This window comes from Microbacterium sp. LWO13-1.2, assembly GCF_038397725.1.
In the GTDB taxonomy this organism is placed as follows: Bacteria; Actinomycetota; Actinomycetes; order Actinomycetales; family Microbacteriaceae; genus Microbacterium.
Genome location: NZ_CP151634.1, coordinates 2,225,147 through 2,238,946 on the forward strand (window position 1 = coordinate 2,225,147; position 13,800 = coordinate 2,238,946).

At 68.9% G+C, this 13,800-nt stretch carries 16 protein-coding genes and 1 tRNA gene; 7 read left to right on the forward strand and 10 right to left on the reverse strand.

Going from position 1 to position 13,800, the window contains the following annotated elements; all coding sequences use genetic code 11:
- Positions 1–27: 27 nt before the first annotated feature.
- Together MRBLWO13_RS10480 and MRBLWO13_RS10485 are read left to right on the forward strand one after the other, a co-directional pair.
- A tRNA-Thr gene (locus MRBLWO13_RS10480) sits at positions 28–100 on the forward strand.
- A gap of 27 nt (positions 101–127) precedes the next feature.
- Entirely contained in the window at positions 128–979 is an 852-nt protein-coding gene (locus tag MRBLWO13_RS10485; protein WP_341973917.1) for a transposase, read from the forward strand.
- Positions 980–1,002: 23 nt separating this feature from the next.
- Here MRBLWO13_RS10485 and MRBLWO13_RS10490 read toward each other — a convergent pair whose 3' ends face one another.
- The 6 genes from MRBLWO13_RS10490 to MRBLWO13_RS10515 all read right to left on the reverse strand — a co-directional run bounded on the left by MRBLWO13_RS10490 (position 1,003) and on the right by MRBLWO13_RS10515 (position 5,890).
- Positions 1,003–1,698, reverse strand: coding sequence for a response regulator transcription factor (locus tag MRBLWO13_RS10490; protein ID WP_341973918.1), 696 nt, complete (start codon positions 1,696–1,698; stop codon positions 1,003–1,005).
- A complete protein-coding gene (locus MRBLWO13_RS10495; RefSeq protein WP_341973920.1) occupies positions 1,695–2,993 on the reverse strand; it encodes a histidine kinase in 1,299 nt (432 codons plus the stop codon). The genes MRBLWO13_RS10490 and MRBLWO13_RS10495 overlap by 4 nt, the downstream gene beginning before the upstream one ends.
- 9 nt (positions 2,994–3,002) lie before the next feature.
- Positions 3,003–3,818 carry an ABC transporter permease gene (locus MRBLWO13_RS10500; protein ID WP_341973921.1) on the reverse strand — a complete coding sequence of 272 codons (816 nt, stop codon included), beginning with the start codon at positions 3,816–3,818 and terminating at the stop codon, positions 3,003–3,005.
- Positions 3,815–4,759 carry an ATP-binding cassette domain-containing protein gene (locus MRBLWO13_RS10505; protein ID WP_341973922.1) on the reverse strand — a complete coding sequence of 315 codons (945 nt, stop codon included), beginning with the start codon at positions 4,757–4,759 and terminating at the stop codon, positions 3,815–3,817. Before MRBLWO13_RS10505 ends, MRBLWO13_RS10500 begins: the two co-directional genes overlap by 4 nt.
- An 88-nt stretch (positions 4,760–4,847) precedes the next feature.
- Positions 4,848–5,231: an MmcQ/YjbR family DNA-binding protein gene (locus tag MRBLWO13_RS10510; RefSeq protein ID WP_341973923.1), complete on the reverse strand. Its 384-nt coding sequence runs from the start codon at positions 5,229–5,231 to the stop codon at positions 4,848–4,850.
- Between the two features lie 5 nt (positions 5,232–5,236).
- Complete coding sequence (locus MRBLWO13_RS10515; protein ID WP_341973924.1) at positions 5,237–5,890, reverse strand: SOS response-associated peptidase family protein; 654 nt, start codon at positions 5,888–5,890, stop codon at positions 5,237–5,239.
- A gap of 50 nt (positions 5,891–5,940) precedes the next feature.
- On the opposite strand from MRBLWO13_RS10515, the gene MRBLWO13_RS10520 reads away from it, so the two are divergent.
- Positions 5,941–6,885 carry a DMT family transporter gene (locus MRBLWO13_RS10520; protein WP_341973925.1) on the forward strand — a complete coding sequence of 315 codons (945 nt, stop codon included), beginning with the start codon at positions 5,941–5,943 and terminating at the stop codon, positions 6,883–6,885.
- 25 nt (positions 6,886–6,910) lie between these two features.
- Here MRBLWO13_RS10520 and MRBLWO13_RS10525 read toward each other — a convergent pair whose 3' ends face one another.
- Together MRBLWO13_RS10525 and msrB are read right to left on the reverse strand one after the other, a co-directional pair.
- The gene (locus MRBLWO13_RS10525; RefSeq protein WP_341973926.1) at positions 6,911–7,462 is read right to left on the reverse strand and encodes a nitroreductase family protein; all 552 of its coding nucleotides are present in this window, start codon (positions 7,460–7,462) and stop codon (positions 6,911–6,913) included.
- On the reverse strand, positions 7,459–7,863 hold the full coding sequence (gene msrB, locus MRBLWO13_RS10530; RefSeq protein WP_341973927.1) for a peptide-methionine (R)-S-oxide reductase MsrB: 405 nt from the start codon (positions 7,861–7,863) through the stop codon (positions 7,459–7,461). Before msrB ends, MRBLWO13_RS10525 begins: the two co-directional genes overlap by 4 nt.
- Before the next feature lie 71 nt (positions 7,864–7,934).
- On the opposite strand from msrB, the gene MRBLWO13_RS10535 reads away from it, so the two are divergent.
- The 4 genes from MRBLWO13_RS10535 to groL all read left to right on the forward strand — a co-directional run bounded on the left by MRBLWO13_RS10535 (position 7,935) and on the right by groL (position 11,566).
- Positions 7,935–8,927: a DUF2332 domain-containing protein gene (locus MRBLWO13_RS10535; RefSeq protein WP_341973928.1), complete on the forward strand. Its 993-nt coding sequence runs from the start codon at positions 7,935–7,937 to the stop codon at positions 8,925–8,927.
- Positions 8,928–8,936: 9 nt separating this feature from the next.
- A complete protein-coding gene (locus tag MRBLWO13_RS10540; protein WP_341973929.1) occupies positions 8,937–9,194 on the forward strand; it encodes a DUF3263 domain-containing protein in 258 nt (85 codons plus the stop codon).
- A 74-nt stretch (positions 9,195–9,268) separates the two neighbouring features.
- A complete protein-coding gene (locus MRBLWO13_RS10545) occupies positions 9,269–9,835 on the forward strand; it encodes a LytR C-terminal domain-containing protein (protein WP_341973931.1) in 567 nt (188 codons plus the stop codon).
- A gap of 111 nt (positions 9,836–9,946) precedes the next feature.
- On the forward strand, positions 9,947–11,566 hold the full coding sequence (groL, locus tag MRBLWO13_RS10550; RefSeq protein WP_341973932.1) for a chaperonin GroEL: 1,620 nt from the start codon (positions 9,947–9,949) through the stop codon (positions 11,564–11,566).
- Positions 11,567–11,635: 69 nt separating this feature from the next.
- Here the strand turns inward: groL and MRBLWO13_RS10555 are convergent, their stop codons facing one another.
- A complete protein-coding gene (locus tag MRBLWO13_RS10555; RefSeq protein WP_341973933.1) occupies positions 11,636–11,923 on the reverse strand; it encodes a WXG100 family type VII secretion target in 288 nt (95 codons plus the stop codon).
- A 125-nt stretch (positions 11,924–12,048) separates the two neighbouring features.
- Positions 12,049–13,731: a HAMP domain-containing sensor histidine kinase gene (locus tag MRBLWO13_RS10560; protein WP_341973934.1), complete on the reverse strand. Its 1,683-nt coding sequence runs from the start codon at positions 13,729–13,731 to the stop codon at positions 12,049–12,051.
- Between the last annotated feature and the right edge of the window lie 69 nt (positions 13,732–13,800).

The following is a 13,800-nucleotide window of genomic DNA, read 5'->3' on the forward strand; positions in this document are numbered from 1 at the left end:
GTGACGCAACGGCCCAGCGCGCCGCTCGCCGACTTAGCTCAGCTGGTAGAGCACCTGTCTTGTAAACAGGATGTCACGGGTTCGAATCCCGTAGTCGGCTCTGACTTCTCGTGGCAGGAGCGGAGCGATGGAGATCGAGACCGGAGCAGCACTCGCGGAGATCGCGGCCGAGCTCTACTCCGCTCCGCCCGCCGACTTCACCACGGCGCGGAACTCTCGTGCCGCAGAGATCGGCGATCACGATCTCGCCACCCAGGTGCGCGCACTCCGGAAGCCGTCGATCGCCGCCTGGGCGGTCAACGTCTTCGCACAGGAGCGTGCGAGTGAACTCGGCGAAGCCCTCCAACTCGCAGAGGAGCTGCGAGAGGCGCAGGCGGACCTCGATGCGCCCACCCTGGCGGCGCTGGGGCGCCAACGGCGCGCACTCACCGGGCGGCTCGCAGAGCGGGCGGCGGAACTGGCCACGACGCGCGGAGCGCAGATCTCCGCCAGCACAGTGGACGCCATCCGCCAGACGATCACCGCCGCCTTCTTCGATCCGGATGCGGCGCGTGCCGCCGCATCCGGTCGGCTCATCCGCGAACTGGAGCCGTCCAGTCCCATCGATCTGGCCGCTTCGGTCGCCGGGGGGCTCTCGGACTCGCCTCCCGCTTCGCCGGTGCCGGTGGATGAGGTTCGAGCGCGTCGGGAACGCAGGCAGGCCGAGCAGGCGGTTCATACGGCCGAGCGGGAACTGGCCAGCGCCGAACGCGACCAGGGGAAGGCCGACCGCGACGTCCGCGACACCGCGCGGCGCGCCGCGCAACTTTCGGCACGGGCGGCCGAGCTCGAGGCCGAACTCGCACGCGTGCGCGCCCAGATCGAGAACGCGGGAGCAGAGATGGCCCGCGCCGAAGAGCAACAGGGGATCGTGCAGGAGCGCCTCGCATCAGCCGAGCGCGCGATCGAGGACGCCCGCAAGGCCCTCGAGTGCCTGTAGGGCGCGGCGAACACCGTCGAGGTCTACTCGGACGGCGGCATCGCCTCGTCGCCGACGTAGCCCAGACGGTGGGCGAGGATGACGGCGTGGATGCGATCGCGCGCGCCGAGCTTGGTCAGCACCCGCCCGACATGCGTCTTCACGGTGGATTCGCTGACGTAGAGGGTCTCGCCGATCTCGGCGTTGGTCATCCCGCGTGCGATCGCCAGGAACACCTCCCGCTCCCTTTCGGTGAGCGATTCGGTGACGGGATCGTCGCCGACGTCTGCTGTCGCCGTTGCCGTCCCCAGCCTCGGCGATACGTGTTCCAGCAGCATGCGTGTGATCCGCGGCGACAGGGCTGCGTCGCCGCGGTGCACCGCGCGCACAGCGGAGGTCAGTTCGTGACGCTGGGCATCCTTCAGGAGGAATCCGCTGGCTCCGGCGTGGATCGCCCCGAAGGCGTACTCGTCGAGGTCGAACGTGGTCAGCACCAGCACGCGGCTGGCCGGATGCTCTCGCACGATCGCCTCGGTCGCAGCGATTCCGTCCAGCCCCGGCATCCGGATGTCCATCAGCACGACATCCGGCTGCAGCAGCGCGGCCTCCGCGATGGCCGCGTTGCCGTCACCGGCCTCCCCGACCACGACGATGTCAGGCTCGGCTTCCAGCACCATACGGAATCCCACTCGGATGAGTTCCTGGTCGTCGACGAGCAGAACTCGGATCGGCCCCGTCATTTCGTCTCCTTCACCGGTTGCCCGGCATCATCGGGATGGGCACCGCTGGGAAGGTCGGCCCGCAAAGACCACCGTCCGCCCGCGGCCGGTCCGGAGTGCAGACGTCCCCGGACGTGGGCGGCGCGCTCGGCGAGACCGCGCAGGCCGAAGCCGCCGGTGCCGACAGTCCCGGCGACACCGTCGTTGAGGATCTCGATGATCACGGTGTCCGGTGTGTGGTCGACTCGCACAGAGATCGCTGTCGCGGCGGGCGCATGGCGCATGGCGTTCGTCACGCCCTCCTGCACGATCCTCGCGATCGCGTGGGCGACGGCAGGGGAAATGTCTGCCTTCCCGCTCACCGCCAGCGTCACCGGATAGCCGGCTCGCTGCGCGCTCGCGACGGTGTCGTGCGGCTGCACCGGCTCCAAAGGTGCCAGGGGGAGAGGGGAATCATCACTGCGGAGCACGCCGAGCATGGCGCGCATCTCGGTGAGTGCGCTTCTGGCCGTCGTCGCCGAAGCCGTCGCAGCTCTGCGCGCGCGCTCATGGTCGGGGGTGGCGGCCGCGCCCTCGGAGAGTGCGACGATCACGGTGAGGGAATGCGAGACGATGTCGTGCATCTCCCGGGCGATACGGGCGCGTTCGGCGGCGGCGGCCAGCTGCGCCTGTTGATCCCGCTCCACCAGAAGCTGGCGCGAGCGGTCGATGACGGCTTCGATGTAACGCCGGCGGCCGCCGACGTTCACTCCGATGAGCGCTCCGATGAGTCCGAGCATGAGTTCGCCGATGACCGCGTTCGCCGCGGTCTGGAACGTGATCACGCCCCCGCGCTCCAGCGCGAATGCGATGATCGCCAGCGCGGCGATGGCGATGGCGAGGCCGCGCCAGCAGGCGCGCGAGGAACGGTACACGGCGAGCGAGTAGCTGGTGACGAGCAGCAGAGGCCCGCCTGTCGGCACCGACACGAACAGATACGACACCGAGACGGCGACGGCGGCCACGAATGCCGCGACCGGCCACTGCCGCCGTCGAACGAGCAGGGCGCACGCGCCGATCACGACGATGGAGATCGACACCGACTGGAACACCAGAGCAGGAGCCGCGTCGGCTGTCGGGGCGGAGGTGTCGCCGGGCGCGAACGGTGCGATCATGCCGGCCGGCACCAGCGAGAGCGCCAGGCAGAGAAGGGCGATCAGCACGTCGGCGACGATCGGATGCCGCGCCCAGAAGCGACGGATCATCCCGGGCGTACGCGGCAGCCGCAGCTCCTCGTCCTCACGGATCGAGTCGCTGCGGCTGCGCGGGGAGGTCACGACGAGACTCTACGCGTCGCGGGTGCGCAGCGACGCCCAGGCGCCGATCATGCTGGCGGCGACCCAGCCGGCGAGGGTCAGGTAGGCCACCGGAGTTTCGAGCGCCGCACCCTCACCGGGGAGGATGGCGCTCTGCGCGGCGACCATCGGGAGGTAGTTCGCGAGGTCGAGGATCCACGCCCAGCTCTCCCCGCCGAAGGAGAACATGCTGGCGACGATGGGGAGCACGAACAGCACGCCGACGGTCGCGGCGATCGCACCGGCTCCGGAGCGCAGCATGTACCCGAATCCGACGCCGATGAGAGCGAACACGGCCATCGCCAGCGAAGCGACGATGATCGGAAGGATCGTCGCCTCCGGGGAGGACCAATCGAGCACGACGTCGTTCGGGGCGCCGACAGCGGTCACGACGAACGCGGCGATCGTGAAGATGACGAGCGACGCGATGAACAGGAACGCGGCGATCACGACGGCCTTGGCCGCGAGGGCGGCTCCGCGCACCGGATTGGCGGTGAGCGTGGAGCGAATCATGCCGGTGGAGTACTCACCGGTGACGGAGATCGCGCCGAGGATCCCGGCGAGCAGCATCGTGAACTGGATGGGGCTGACCACGGCTTGGATCGCGTCGAAACCCGGCACATCGGCTGAAGCCGCGATGAGGGCGGCGATGCCGACCGTGAGGACGCCGGTGATCGCGATCGACCACCAGGTGGAGCGCAGAGTGGCGATCTTGATCCACTCGGACCGCACCAGGCGGAGGAAGGTCACGCTGTGACGGTCGGCCGCGACGTGGCTGGAACGGGTGAGCTGGGCTGCGGCGGTCATGCCACGACCTCCTCGAGCGGGGCGCCGGCTTCCGACGCGGTGCGGGTGCGGTATTCGACGGCATCCCCGGTGAGCGCGAGATACGCGTCCTCCAGGGAGCCGCTGGTCGGTGTCAGCTCATGCAGCGGGATGCCGCGATCCGCGGCGAGATCGCCGATGCGCGCGGCGGTGAGGCCGACGATCTCGAGCAGATCGGGCTCGACGCTGACGACCTCGACGTCGGCGCCGTTCACCGCGGCGGCGAGGTCGCCGGTACGGGGGGTGCGCACGCGCACGGTGCTGCGGGTCCAATCGCGCACCAGCTGGTCAAGCGGTGCGTCCGCGAGCACTCTGCCGCGCCCCATCACGATCACGTGATCGGCTGTCTGCGCCATCTCGCTCATCAGGTGGCTGGAGAGCAGGACAGTGCGTCCCTCGGAGGCGGCGTGCCGCACGAAATGGCGCACCCACAGCACGCCTTCGGGATCGAGGCCGTTCACCGGCTCGTCGAGGATCAGCGTGTGCGGATCGCCGAGGAGGGCAGCGGCGATGCCGAGGCGCTGACCCATGCCGAGCGAGAACTTGCCCGCGCGCTTGTTGCCCACCGATGTGATGCCGGCGAGGTCGATGACCTCGTCGACGCGGGATGCGGAGATGCCGTGGGTCGCCGCCATCGCACGGAGGTGGTTCCGCGCGGTGCGGCCGGTGTGCACGGCTTTCGCGTCGAGGAGTACACCGACCTCGGTGAGGGGCGCGCGCAGCTTGCGGTACTCCCGGCCACCGATCGTGGCGCGTCCGGCGGTCGGCCGGTCGAGGCCGACGATCAGGCGCATGGTGGTGGACTTCCCCGCACCGTTCGGGCCGAGGAAGCCGGTGACGCTCCCCGGTCGGACGGTGAACGACACGTCCTGGACGGCGGTCTTGTCTCCGAACCTCTTCGTGAGGCCTTCTGCTGTGATCATGCTTCCACGCTAGGAGGCCTCATCCGTCCACCGCATCCTCCGCAGGTACCGTCTCTCTGCGCCGTGCGGGTTTTCGTGGCGGGGACTGTCAGGCCGGCGGGCGCCCGAAGAGGGCAGGATCCACCGGACGCAGCCTGCGCGGGAGATTCTCCACCACGAGAAGGTACGACTCGGTCACGAGTTCGGCGATCAGGTCGGCCTCGAGCGTGGTCCCCGGCGTCAGCGTGATCCAGTGCTTCTTGTTCATGTGGTACCCGGGGATGATGTCGGCGAACGTCTCACGCAGTGCCACGGCGTCGTCGGGGTGGGATTTGAGAGTCACTCGGCCGGTGCCGTCCAGCGGTGCCAGCAGGAAGACCCGGCCTCGCACCTTGAAGACGTCCCATTCGGGCCCGAAGGGGTTCTCCCGCTCGGATCCGGGGAGTTCTTCGGCGCGCGCCGAGGCGAGGGCGATCAGCTCTGCGGCATCCAAGGCGCTCAGAAGAGCCGCTCCGTTCCCTTGTCGTCGGTGCGCGGCACGGCGGTCACGCGCTCATCGAGGGATGCCGCGGCCAGCAGCGCCTCGTCGATGAGCTCGCGATCACCCTGCGCCGACAGCCAGTCGCGCGCGAACGGCGTCGGGATCAGCACGGGCATCCGGTCGTGGATGCTCGCCAGGTGTTCGGGTGCCGGGCGCATGACGACCGAATAGCAGGTGAACCATTCGCCGTCGGCGGTGCGTCCGCGCTGCGTGACGGCCGCCATGCCGAAGAGGGCACCGCCCCCGAGGCCGAACTCGTGCCACACCCGCTCGGGCTTCTTCATCTCGTACCAGCCGGTCGCCGGAACGATCGCACGCGACCGCAGGCTCCCCGGGCGTTCCTGAAGGCGTTCGGAGCGGGTGTTGATCGAGGGGAACCGCGAGGGGGCTCCGTCGATCAGGAAGCCCCACCATGCGGGCGCCACCGTGATCTCGCCGTCGGCATCGACGAGGATCGGGTTGAGATTCCGGAGGTTCTTGCCCGTCGGTCTCAATGTCTCGCCGGCATTCTCCGCGGCCCAGGTGCGAAGCCCTTCGAGGATGTCCTCGTCAACTTCAGCAATGAGTTCCGCATCGGTGAACCGGGGATCCAGACCGTAGCTCGCGCACATGCACATAGGGTAGCGCCGACCTCCGACACGCGCTCGGGTAGGGTCGACGGGTGACCGAGAAGCGTGTGCTCCCCGCCCCGGTGGCTCTCGGCGGAGCGGTCGCGATCGGCGCGATGACGGCCGTTCAGGCGCGCATCAACGGCGTTCTCGGCGTCCGAGTCGATGACGGAATCGTCGCGGGGCTCATCTCCTTCACCGTCGGTCTCATCGTGTTGATCGCCGTCATTCCGTTCATCCCTTCGGCGAGGGCCGGCGTGGCACGGCTGTGGAGCGGTGTCCGCGAGCGGAGGATCCCGTTCTGGATGCTGCTCGGCGGCGCCTGCGGCGCTCTCACCGTCTCCACCCAGGGCCTCACCGCAGGGGTTCTCGGCGTGTCATTGTTCACGGTCGGCGTGGTCGCCGGGCAGACCCTGCACGGACTGATCCTCGACCGGATCGGCTTCGGGCCGGCCGGCGTCGTCGCCGTCACGCCCGGACGGGTTCTCGGCGGGGCGCTCGCGCTCGCCGCGGTCGGGATCTCGCTCAGCGGCGACGTGCTCGCGACCGCTCCGCTGTGGATGCTGCTGCTGCCCTTCGCCGCGGGCGTCGGGATCGCCTGGCAGGCAGCGACCAACGGGCGCCTCGCCCAGCGCGTGCAGTCTCCGATGGCCGCGACCCTGACGAGTTTCATCGCGGGAACAGTCGCGCTCGCCCTGGCGGCGTCGGGCAGCGTGTCCATCCGCGGACTGCCGGATGCTCTTCCGACGGAGCCCTGGCTGTATCTCGGTGGCTTCCTCGGGTTCGCCTACATCCTGCTCGGCGCGTTCATCGTCGGTCAGACCGGCGTGCTCTTGATGGGGCTCGGCTCGGTGCTCGGGCAGCTCACGACGTCGGTGGTGATCGACCTGCTCTGGCCCGCCGTCTCCGGGCCAGCGCCGTGGCAGCTCATCGCCATGGTGGTCGTCGCCGTGGCATCCGTGGTCGTCGCCGTTCCGTGGCGCCGTCGCCGCCGTTGATCGAGGTTCCGCGAGGAGCCCGAACCTACTTCTTCTTGGACTTCTTCGGCATCCGGGAGACGAGTCGCCGCGCGTCGACGGGCTTGCGTCGTCCTGCCTTCTTGCCCGCAGGCTTGCCGCCGACGTAGAGCCAGCCGAGAAGTTCCTCATCCTTCGACAGGCCGTGCGCCTTCGCGACCGCCTTCGATCGTGTGGAGTGACCGGTGCGCCAGAAGACGCCCCAACCCGCGTCGTCCAGCAGCAGGCTCAGCATGTGCGCGACACCGGAGGCCACGGCCTCCTGCTCCCAGCGGGGCACCTTGCTGCTCTTGCGGTAGCTGGCGACGACGGCGATCAGCAGCGGCGCACGCAGCGGCTTCGACGACGGCGACTTGTCGCCTTCGGCCTTCGCGATCGCCGCGGCCAGCACCTCGCGATCGGCGCCACGCAGTTCGATCAGGCGCCACGGGCGCAGCGAGGAGTGGTCGGCGACGCGTCCGGCAGCGGCGACGAACGTCAGCAGCTCCTCGCGCGAGGGCGCATCGTCGGTGACCTTCGACCAGGACTGTCTTGTCCGGACGGCATCGAGAACACTCACGACTCGTCCGGAGTGAAGTTCATCGCGATCGAGTTCATGCAGTAGCGGTCGCCGGTCGGTGTGCCGAACCCATCGGGGAACACGTGCCCGAGGTGCGACCCGCAGTTCGCGCAGCGCACCTCGGTGCGCACCATGCCGAGCGTCGCGTCCTCGATAAGCTCGACCGCCTCCGGCCTGATCGACTCGTAGAAACTCGGCCAGCCGCATCCGGAGTCGAACTTGGTGCCGCTCTTGAACAGCTCCGCACCGCACGCGCCGCAGGTGTAGAGGCCTGAGCGCTTCTCGTCGAGCAGCTCGCCCGTCCAGGCGCGTTCCGTCGCGGCCTGACGCAGCACCGCGTACTGCTGGTCGCCGAGCTCTCGGCGCCACTCGTCTTCGGTCTTGTCCACGCTGTACGGCATGAGTCCTCCTGTGTCCCCTCTATTCTCTCGCGTCTGCGATCGTGGCGGGCCACGCGCGGGAGAATGGAACCATGACGGATGCGGTGCGACTTCGCTACCTGCGGTTCGCGCAGGAGGAGGCGCCGGGCCGGAGCGAGTTGTACGCGGAGTGGGCGTCCGGTGTCGCCGCCGACGCGGAGGTACAGACCCTCCTCGCGCGGATCCCGGAGACCCGACGCCAACCTCCCCTGGTCTTCGCGGTCACGCGGATGCTCGGCGCCGCACTCACCGGCTACCCGGCCTGGCGCGCGTTCTTCCTCGACCACGCCGACGAGATCGTCGCGGAGTGCGGGCGGAGGCAGCTGCAGACCAATGAGCCGCTGCGCCTCGCGGCGTTGCTGCCGGTGCTGTCAGAGATCCCCGGCCCCATCGCGCTGCTCGAGTTGGGCGCGGCGGCTGGGCTCTGCCTGTATCCGGACCGGTATTCCTACCGCTTCACCGCCGAGGACGGATCGCTCCGCGCGGCGCTCGATCCCGAGGACGGTCCGTCTTCCGTGGTGCTGGAGAGTACGGTGACCGGCGCGCTTCCGACACTGCGGATGCCGGAGATCATCTGGCGTGCCGGCATCGATCTTGCGCCGCTGGATGCCCGAGACGATCGTGATCGACGGTGGCTCCGAGGGTTGGTCTGGCCGGGGGAGGAGGGGCGTGAAGAGCGGATCGCGGCCGCCCTCGACATCGCTGCGTCCGATCCGCCGCTCCTGGTCGCCGGCGACGCCGGGGAGCGGCTGCGTGCGCTCGCCGGTGAAGCCCCGGCGGGGGCGACGCTGGTGATCAGCACGCCCGGCGTGCTCGTGCACATCCCGCGTGCCGACCGGCTCGCGCTCGTCCAGGACATCCGCCGGCTGCCTGCGAGATGGGTGACGATCGATCCTCCCGGCCTGCTCGACGTCTGGGAGCCTCCCGTTGACGCCGACACCTGGCCCGGCTTCGTCGTCGCCCTCGACGCCGCCGTCCGGGCGTCCGCCGACCCGTTGGGCCGCTGGTGGGAGTGGCGCGCGGGCCACGCCGCGGATTCGTCCTAGCCTGGAGTCATGCTCGGAGACCTGACGGAGCGCGACCGCGCGATCCTCGCGCTCGAGGCCGCGTGGCCGCGACACGGTGGTGCGAAGGAAGAGGTCATCCGCACGCAGCTCGGGATGAGCGCTGCACGGTACTACCAGCTGCTCACGCGACTGATCGATTCCGATGTCGCGCTGGAATACGATCCGATGCTGGTCCGGCGGCTGCGCCGCATCCGCGACTCGCGCGCCTCCCGTCGTGCCGCCCGGATTCCGGGTTTCGTGAGCTGAACGCGGAGGCTTCGCCCGATCGGGCGAGCCCTGCCCGATGCGGATTCGCAGACGGGTGCCGCTAACATCGAGGGGTGCCCCAGCCCACTCGAGATCGCTTCGACGACGTTCCCCGTACCTCCGGACGCGTCGGAGCACACCGTGCCGAAGCCCCGGGCATGAACGGATGGGTCGTGCTGCTGTGGTCGTTCGTCGCCGCACTGGTGCTCATCATCGGCGGCATCTTCGTCGCCCTGGTCATGATGGGTCGCATCACCCTCTTCCCCGAGGCTGAGCCGAGCGTCGCACCGACCCCGGTGGAGACCGGGATCGTCGACACGACCTATTCGGTGATGATTCTCAACGCGACCCCGGAGGAGGGTCTGGCCACGCAGATGCGGGAGACGCTGCTGAACAGCGGTTGGGCCGCGGACGTCGTCTACGCGACTGACAGCGACAGCCAGGATTTCCCCACGACCACGGTCTACTACGTCGCAGACGACGACGAGCTCGCGGCGATCGGACTGGCCGGTCTGCTCGGCGGCGCCGAGGTGCAGCAGAGCGATGTCTACGCAGGGCTCAATGAGACGGACCAGAAGCAGCTGGCCGTCGTGATCGGGCTGGACCGTTCGACGGCGCCGCCCGAGACTCCTGCGGAGTAGCACCCTCCACGCAGCTTGCACTCGAAGGGGTCGAGTGCCAGAATGGCGTTAGCACTCTCTCAGTCTGAGTGCTAAACCCAACGTCTACGTCCAGGAGGGACGACAAAACTCATGGCAAAGATCATCGCTTTCGATGAGGAGGCCCGCCGCGGCCTCGAGCGTGGCCTGAACATCCTCGCCGACGCTGTCAAGGTGACCCTCGGCCCGCGCGGCCGCAACGTCGTGCTTGAGAAGAAGTGGGGCGCCCCCACGATCACGAACGACGGCGTGTCCATCGCCAAGGAGATCGAGCTGGACGACCCGTTCGAGAAGATCGGTGCGGAGCTCGTCAAGGAGGTCGCCAAGAAGACCGACGACGTCGCAGGTGACGGAACCACCACCGCGACCGTTCTCGCTCAGGCGCTCGTCCGCGAGGGCCTGCGCAACGTCGCAGCCGGCGCTGACCCGATCTCGCTCAAGCGCGGCATCGAGAAGGCCGTCGCCGCGATCACCGCGGAACTGCTCTCCAGCGCCAAGGAGATCGAGTCGAAGGAGCAGATCGCCGCGACGGCGTCCATCTCCGCCGCTGACCCCGCGATCGGCGAGCTCATCGCCGAGGCGATCGACAAGGTCGGCAAGGAGGGTGTCGTCACCGTCGAGGAGTCGCAGACCTTCGGCACCGAGCTCGAGCTCACCGAGGGCATGCGCTTCGACAAGGGCTACCTGAACCCGTACTTCGTCACCGACCCGGAGCGCCAGGAGGCGGTCTTCGAGGACGCGTACATCCTGATCGCGAACCAGAAGATCTCCAGCATCAAGGACCTTCTGCCCATCGTCGACAAGGTGATCCAGGACGGCAAGGAGCTCGTCATCATCGCCGAAGACGTCGAGGGTGAGGCTCTCGCGACTCTGGTGCTGAACAAGCTCAAGGGCATCTTCAAGTCGGTCGCCGTCAAGGCTCCCGGCTTCGGCGACCGCCGCAAGGCGCAGCTGCAGGACATCGCGATCCTCACCGGCGCCCAGGTCATCACCGAAGAGGTCGGCCTCAAGCTGGAGAGCGCCACGCTCGACCTGCTGGGTCGCGCTCGCAAGGTCATCGTCACCAAGGACGAGACGACCATCATCGAGGGTGCCGGCGAAGCTGACCAGATCGAGGGTCGGGTCACGCAGATCCGTCGCGAGATCGAGAACACCGACAGCGACTACGACCGCGAGAAGCTCCAGGAGCGTCTCGCCAAGCTCGCAGGTGGCGTCGCCGTCATCAAGGCGGGAGCGGCAACCGAGGTCGAGCTCAAGGAGCGCAAGCACCGCATCGAGGACGCCGTTCGCAACGCGAAGGCTGCCGTCGAAGAGGGCATCGTCCCCGGTGGTGGCGTCGCGCTGATCCAGGCCGGCACCAAGGCTCTGGCCACGCTCGAGCTCACGGGTGACGAGGCGACCGGTGCCAACATCGTCCGCGTCGCCATCGAGGCTCCGCTCAAGCAGATCGCGCTGAACGCCGGTCTCGAGCCGGGCGTCGTCGCGAACAAGGTCGCCGGCCTGCCCGCAGGTCACGGCCTCAACGCCGCGACCGGCGAGTACGGTGACCTGTTCGCACAGGGCATCATCGACCCCGCCAAGGTGACCCGCTCGGCGCTGCAGAACGCAGCCTCGATCGCGGCTCTCTTCCTCACCACCGAGGTCGTCGTCGCCGACAAGCCTGAGAAGGCCGGCGCTCCGATGGGTGACCCGTCGGGCGGCATGGACTTCTGAGTCCCGCTTCCTCGCACAGAAACGCCCCGGCCTCTCGGCCGGGGCGTTTCTGCGTTCCGCGGAGGGGGATCAGCGGAACAGACTGGCCGAGTACTGGTCGGCGTCGGCGTACTGCATGGCGGCAGCGCCGAGGGCCGTGCCGATCGACTCCAGAACCTGCTCGACGTGCAGCTGCGCGCCGCGCCACTGCTCGCTGCAGGTCTGGAAAGCGGCCGATGCGCTGCCGGTCCACGATGACTGCAGCTGCCCGAGCTGAGCCATCAGGGTGGTGGACTCGCCCTGCAGGCGCGCCATGGTGGCGTGGGCCGCGCTGTTCGCGGCCTGCACGGCTTCGGTGTCGACGGTGAAGACGGACATGGGAACTCCTCTCGATGGAGTTCTGAACCTATTCGTCGATCGCCCGCCGTCCCCACGGGTAATGGGGCGATCTCCACGGTCTGTGTGCAACCCGCGGGTTCGAGAAACGGTGCAGGAGGAGTGCGCTACAGGTCGAGCCGGTCCAGCGGCTGCGTGTCCTCCATCAGGTGCGCGGGCGTCGCTCTGGCCGGCGCCAGGGGCAGGGTGACCGTGAAGGTGGCGCCGCCGCCTGCCGTCTCGGAGACGGCGACCGAACCATGCAGCGCCTTGACGATCGATGCGACGATCGCCAGGCCCAGGCCGGCGCCACCGGTCTCTCTGGCACGCGAGGTGTCAGCCCGCCAGAACCGCTCGAAGATCTGCTCGCGAATCTGCGGGGGAATGCCTTCGCCGTGATCGACGACCGCGATGCTGCCGGTCCCGCGCACGCGATCCGTGTCGACGACGATCTCGATCGGGCCGTCCTCGGGGGAGAACCGGCGAGCGTTGCCGAGCAGGTTGGTCACCACCTGGCGCACCTTGTTCTCCTCGCCCAGCACGATCGGCGGCGTGCGCACGGGAAGGTCGGCCGACTCGGTGAAATCGATCGCCGGCACCGCATCAGCGGAGCCGCGCGGTTTCCTGCGGAGTCGGGCGAGGGTGGCGCCCGCGAGCCCGCGGGGTGCTGCCGAGTGCGCGTCCGGGCGTACCGTGACGGTGTACGTCGGTGGTGCGGATGCCGCCTTCCCCGTGAGGTCGACCACCGTGACCGTCCGCCCTGGGGCGGCTGCACGCAGATCCAGGGCGGCGTCGCGGGCGATCGGCCGGAGATCGAGGGCTTCGATCTCCGGTTCGCGCTCCTCGTCCAGTCGGGCGAGTGCGAGGAGATCCTCGACGAGCACGCCCATCCGGATGGCCTCCTTCTCGATGCGCTCCATGGCGCGCGCGGTGTCCTCGTCGCCGCGGATCGCGCCCATCCGGTACAGCTCGGCATAGCCGCGGACGCTGACGAGCGGTGTGCGCAGCTCGTGGCTGGCGTCTCCGATGAAGCGGCGCATGTGCCGCACCGTGCGATCCCGTTGGGCGAGCGAGCCGTCGACGCGGTCGAGCATGGTGTTGATCGCGGCGTTGAGCCGGCCGACTTCCGTCGTCGGCTCGAGATCGGTGAGACGCTGGCTGAAATCACCGGCTGCGATCGACATCGCCGTCGATTCCACCTGGCCGAGTCGGCGGAACGTGAGGGTCACCAGCCCTCGCGTGAGCAGCGCCGCGAGGAAGATGGTGATCAGTGCGACGGTCGTGTAGATGCCGAAGTACTGTCCTATGATCCGGTCCACTTCGTCCAGCGGCATCGCGACCAGCTGTACGCGAAGCGGGCCATCGTCACCCTGCACCACGGCGACCGCGGCGCGGAACGAGCTGCCCCCGTCTCCCGTGAGCGTGAACTTGCGGTCCAGGTCTGCCGTGGCGCGCTGCAGGGAGTACTTCGTGGGGAAGTTCGGCGAGGGGCCGTTCCCCGCCGTTGCCGCCAGCCGTCCTTCGTGGTCGTAGACGGCGAAGGAGAAGTCGCGTGGTGTCTCCAGCTGCGTGTAGCTGGTCTGGCCGTCGGTGGTGACGACGTCGAAGTAGCGCCCGGTGATATCGCTGGAGACCAGGGAAGGCAGCTGGGCGTCGATGTTCTCGATGAGGGAGTTGCGCAGCATCGGCACCGTTCCGATTCCCGCAAGGAGCAGGCCGAGGGCGAGCACCGCGACGGTGACTCCGGTGACTTTCGCCCGCAGGCTGATGCGGCGCCACCAGTGGGTGACCGCGTCCGGCTGGTGTGCCATGCGGTCCTCCCGTATGCGACGTCGGCGGCCACCAGAGGCGGCGATGGGGCCACTGGCAGAGCGGCGATG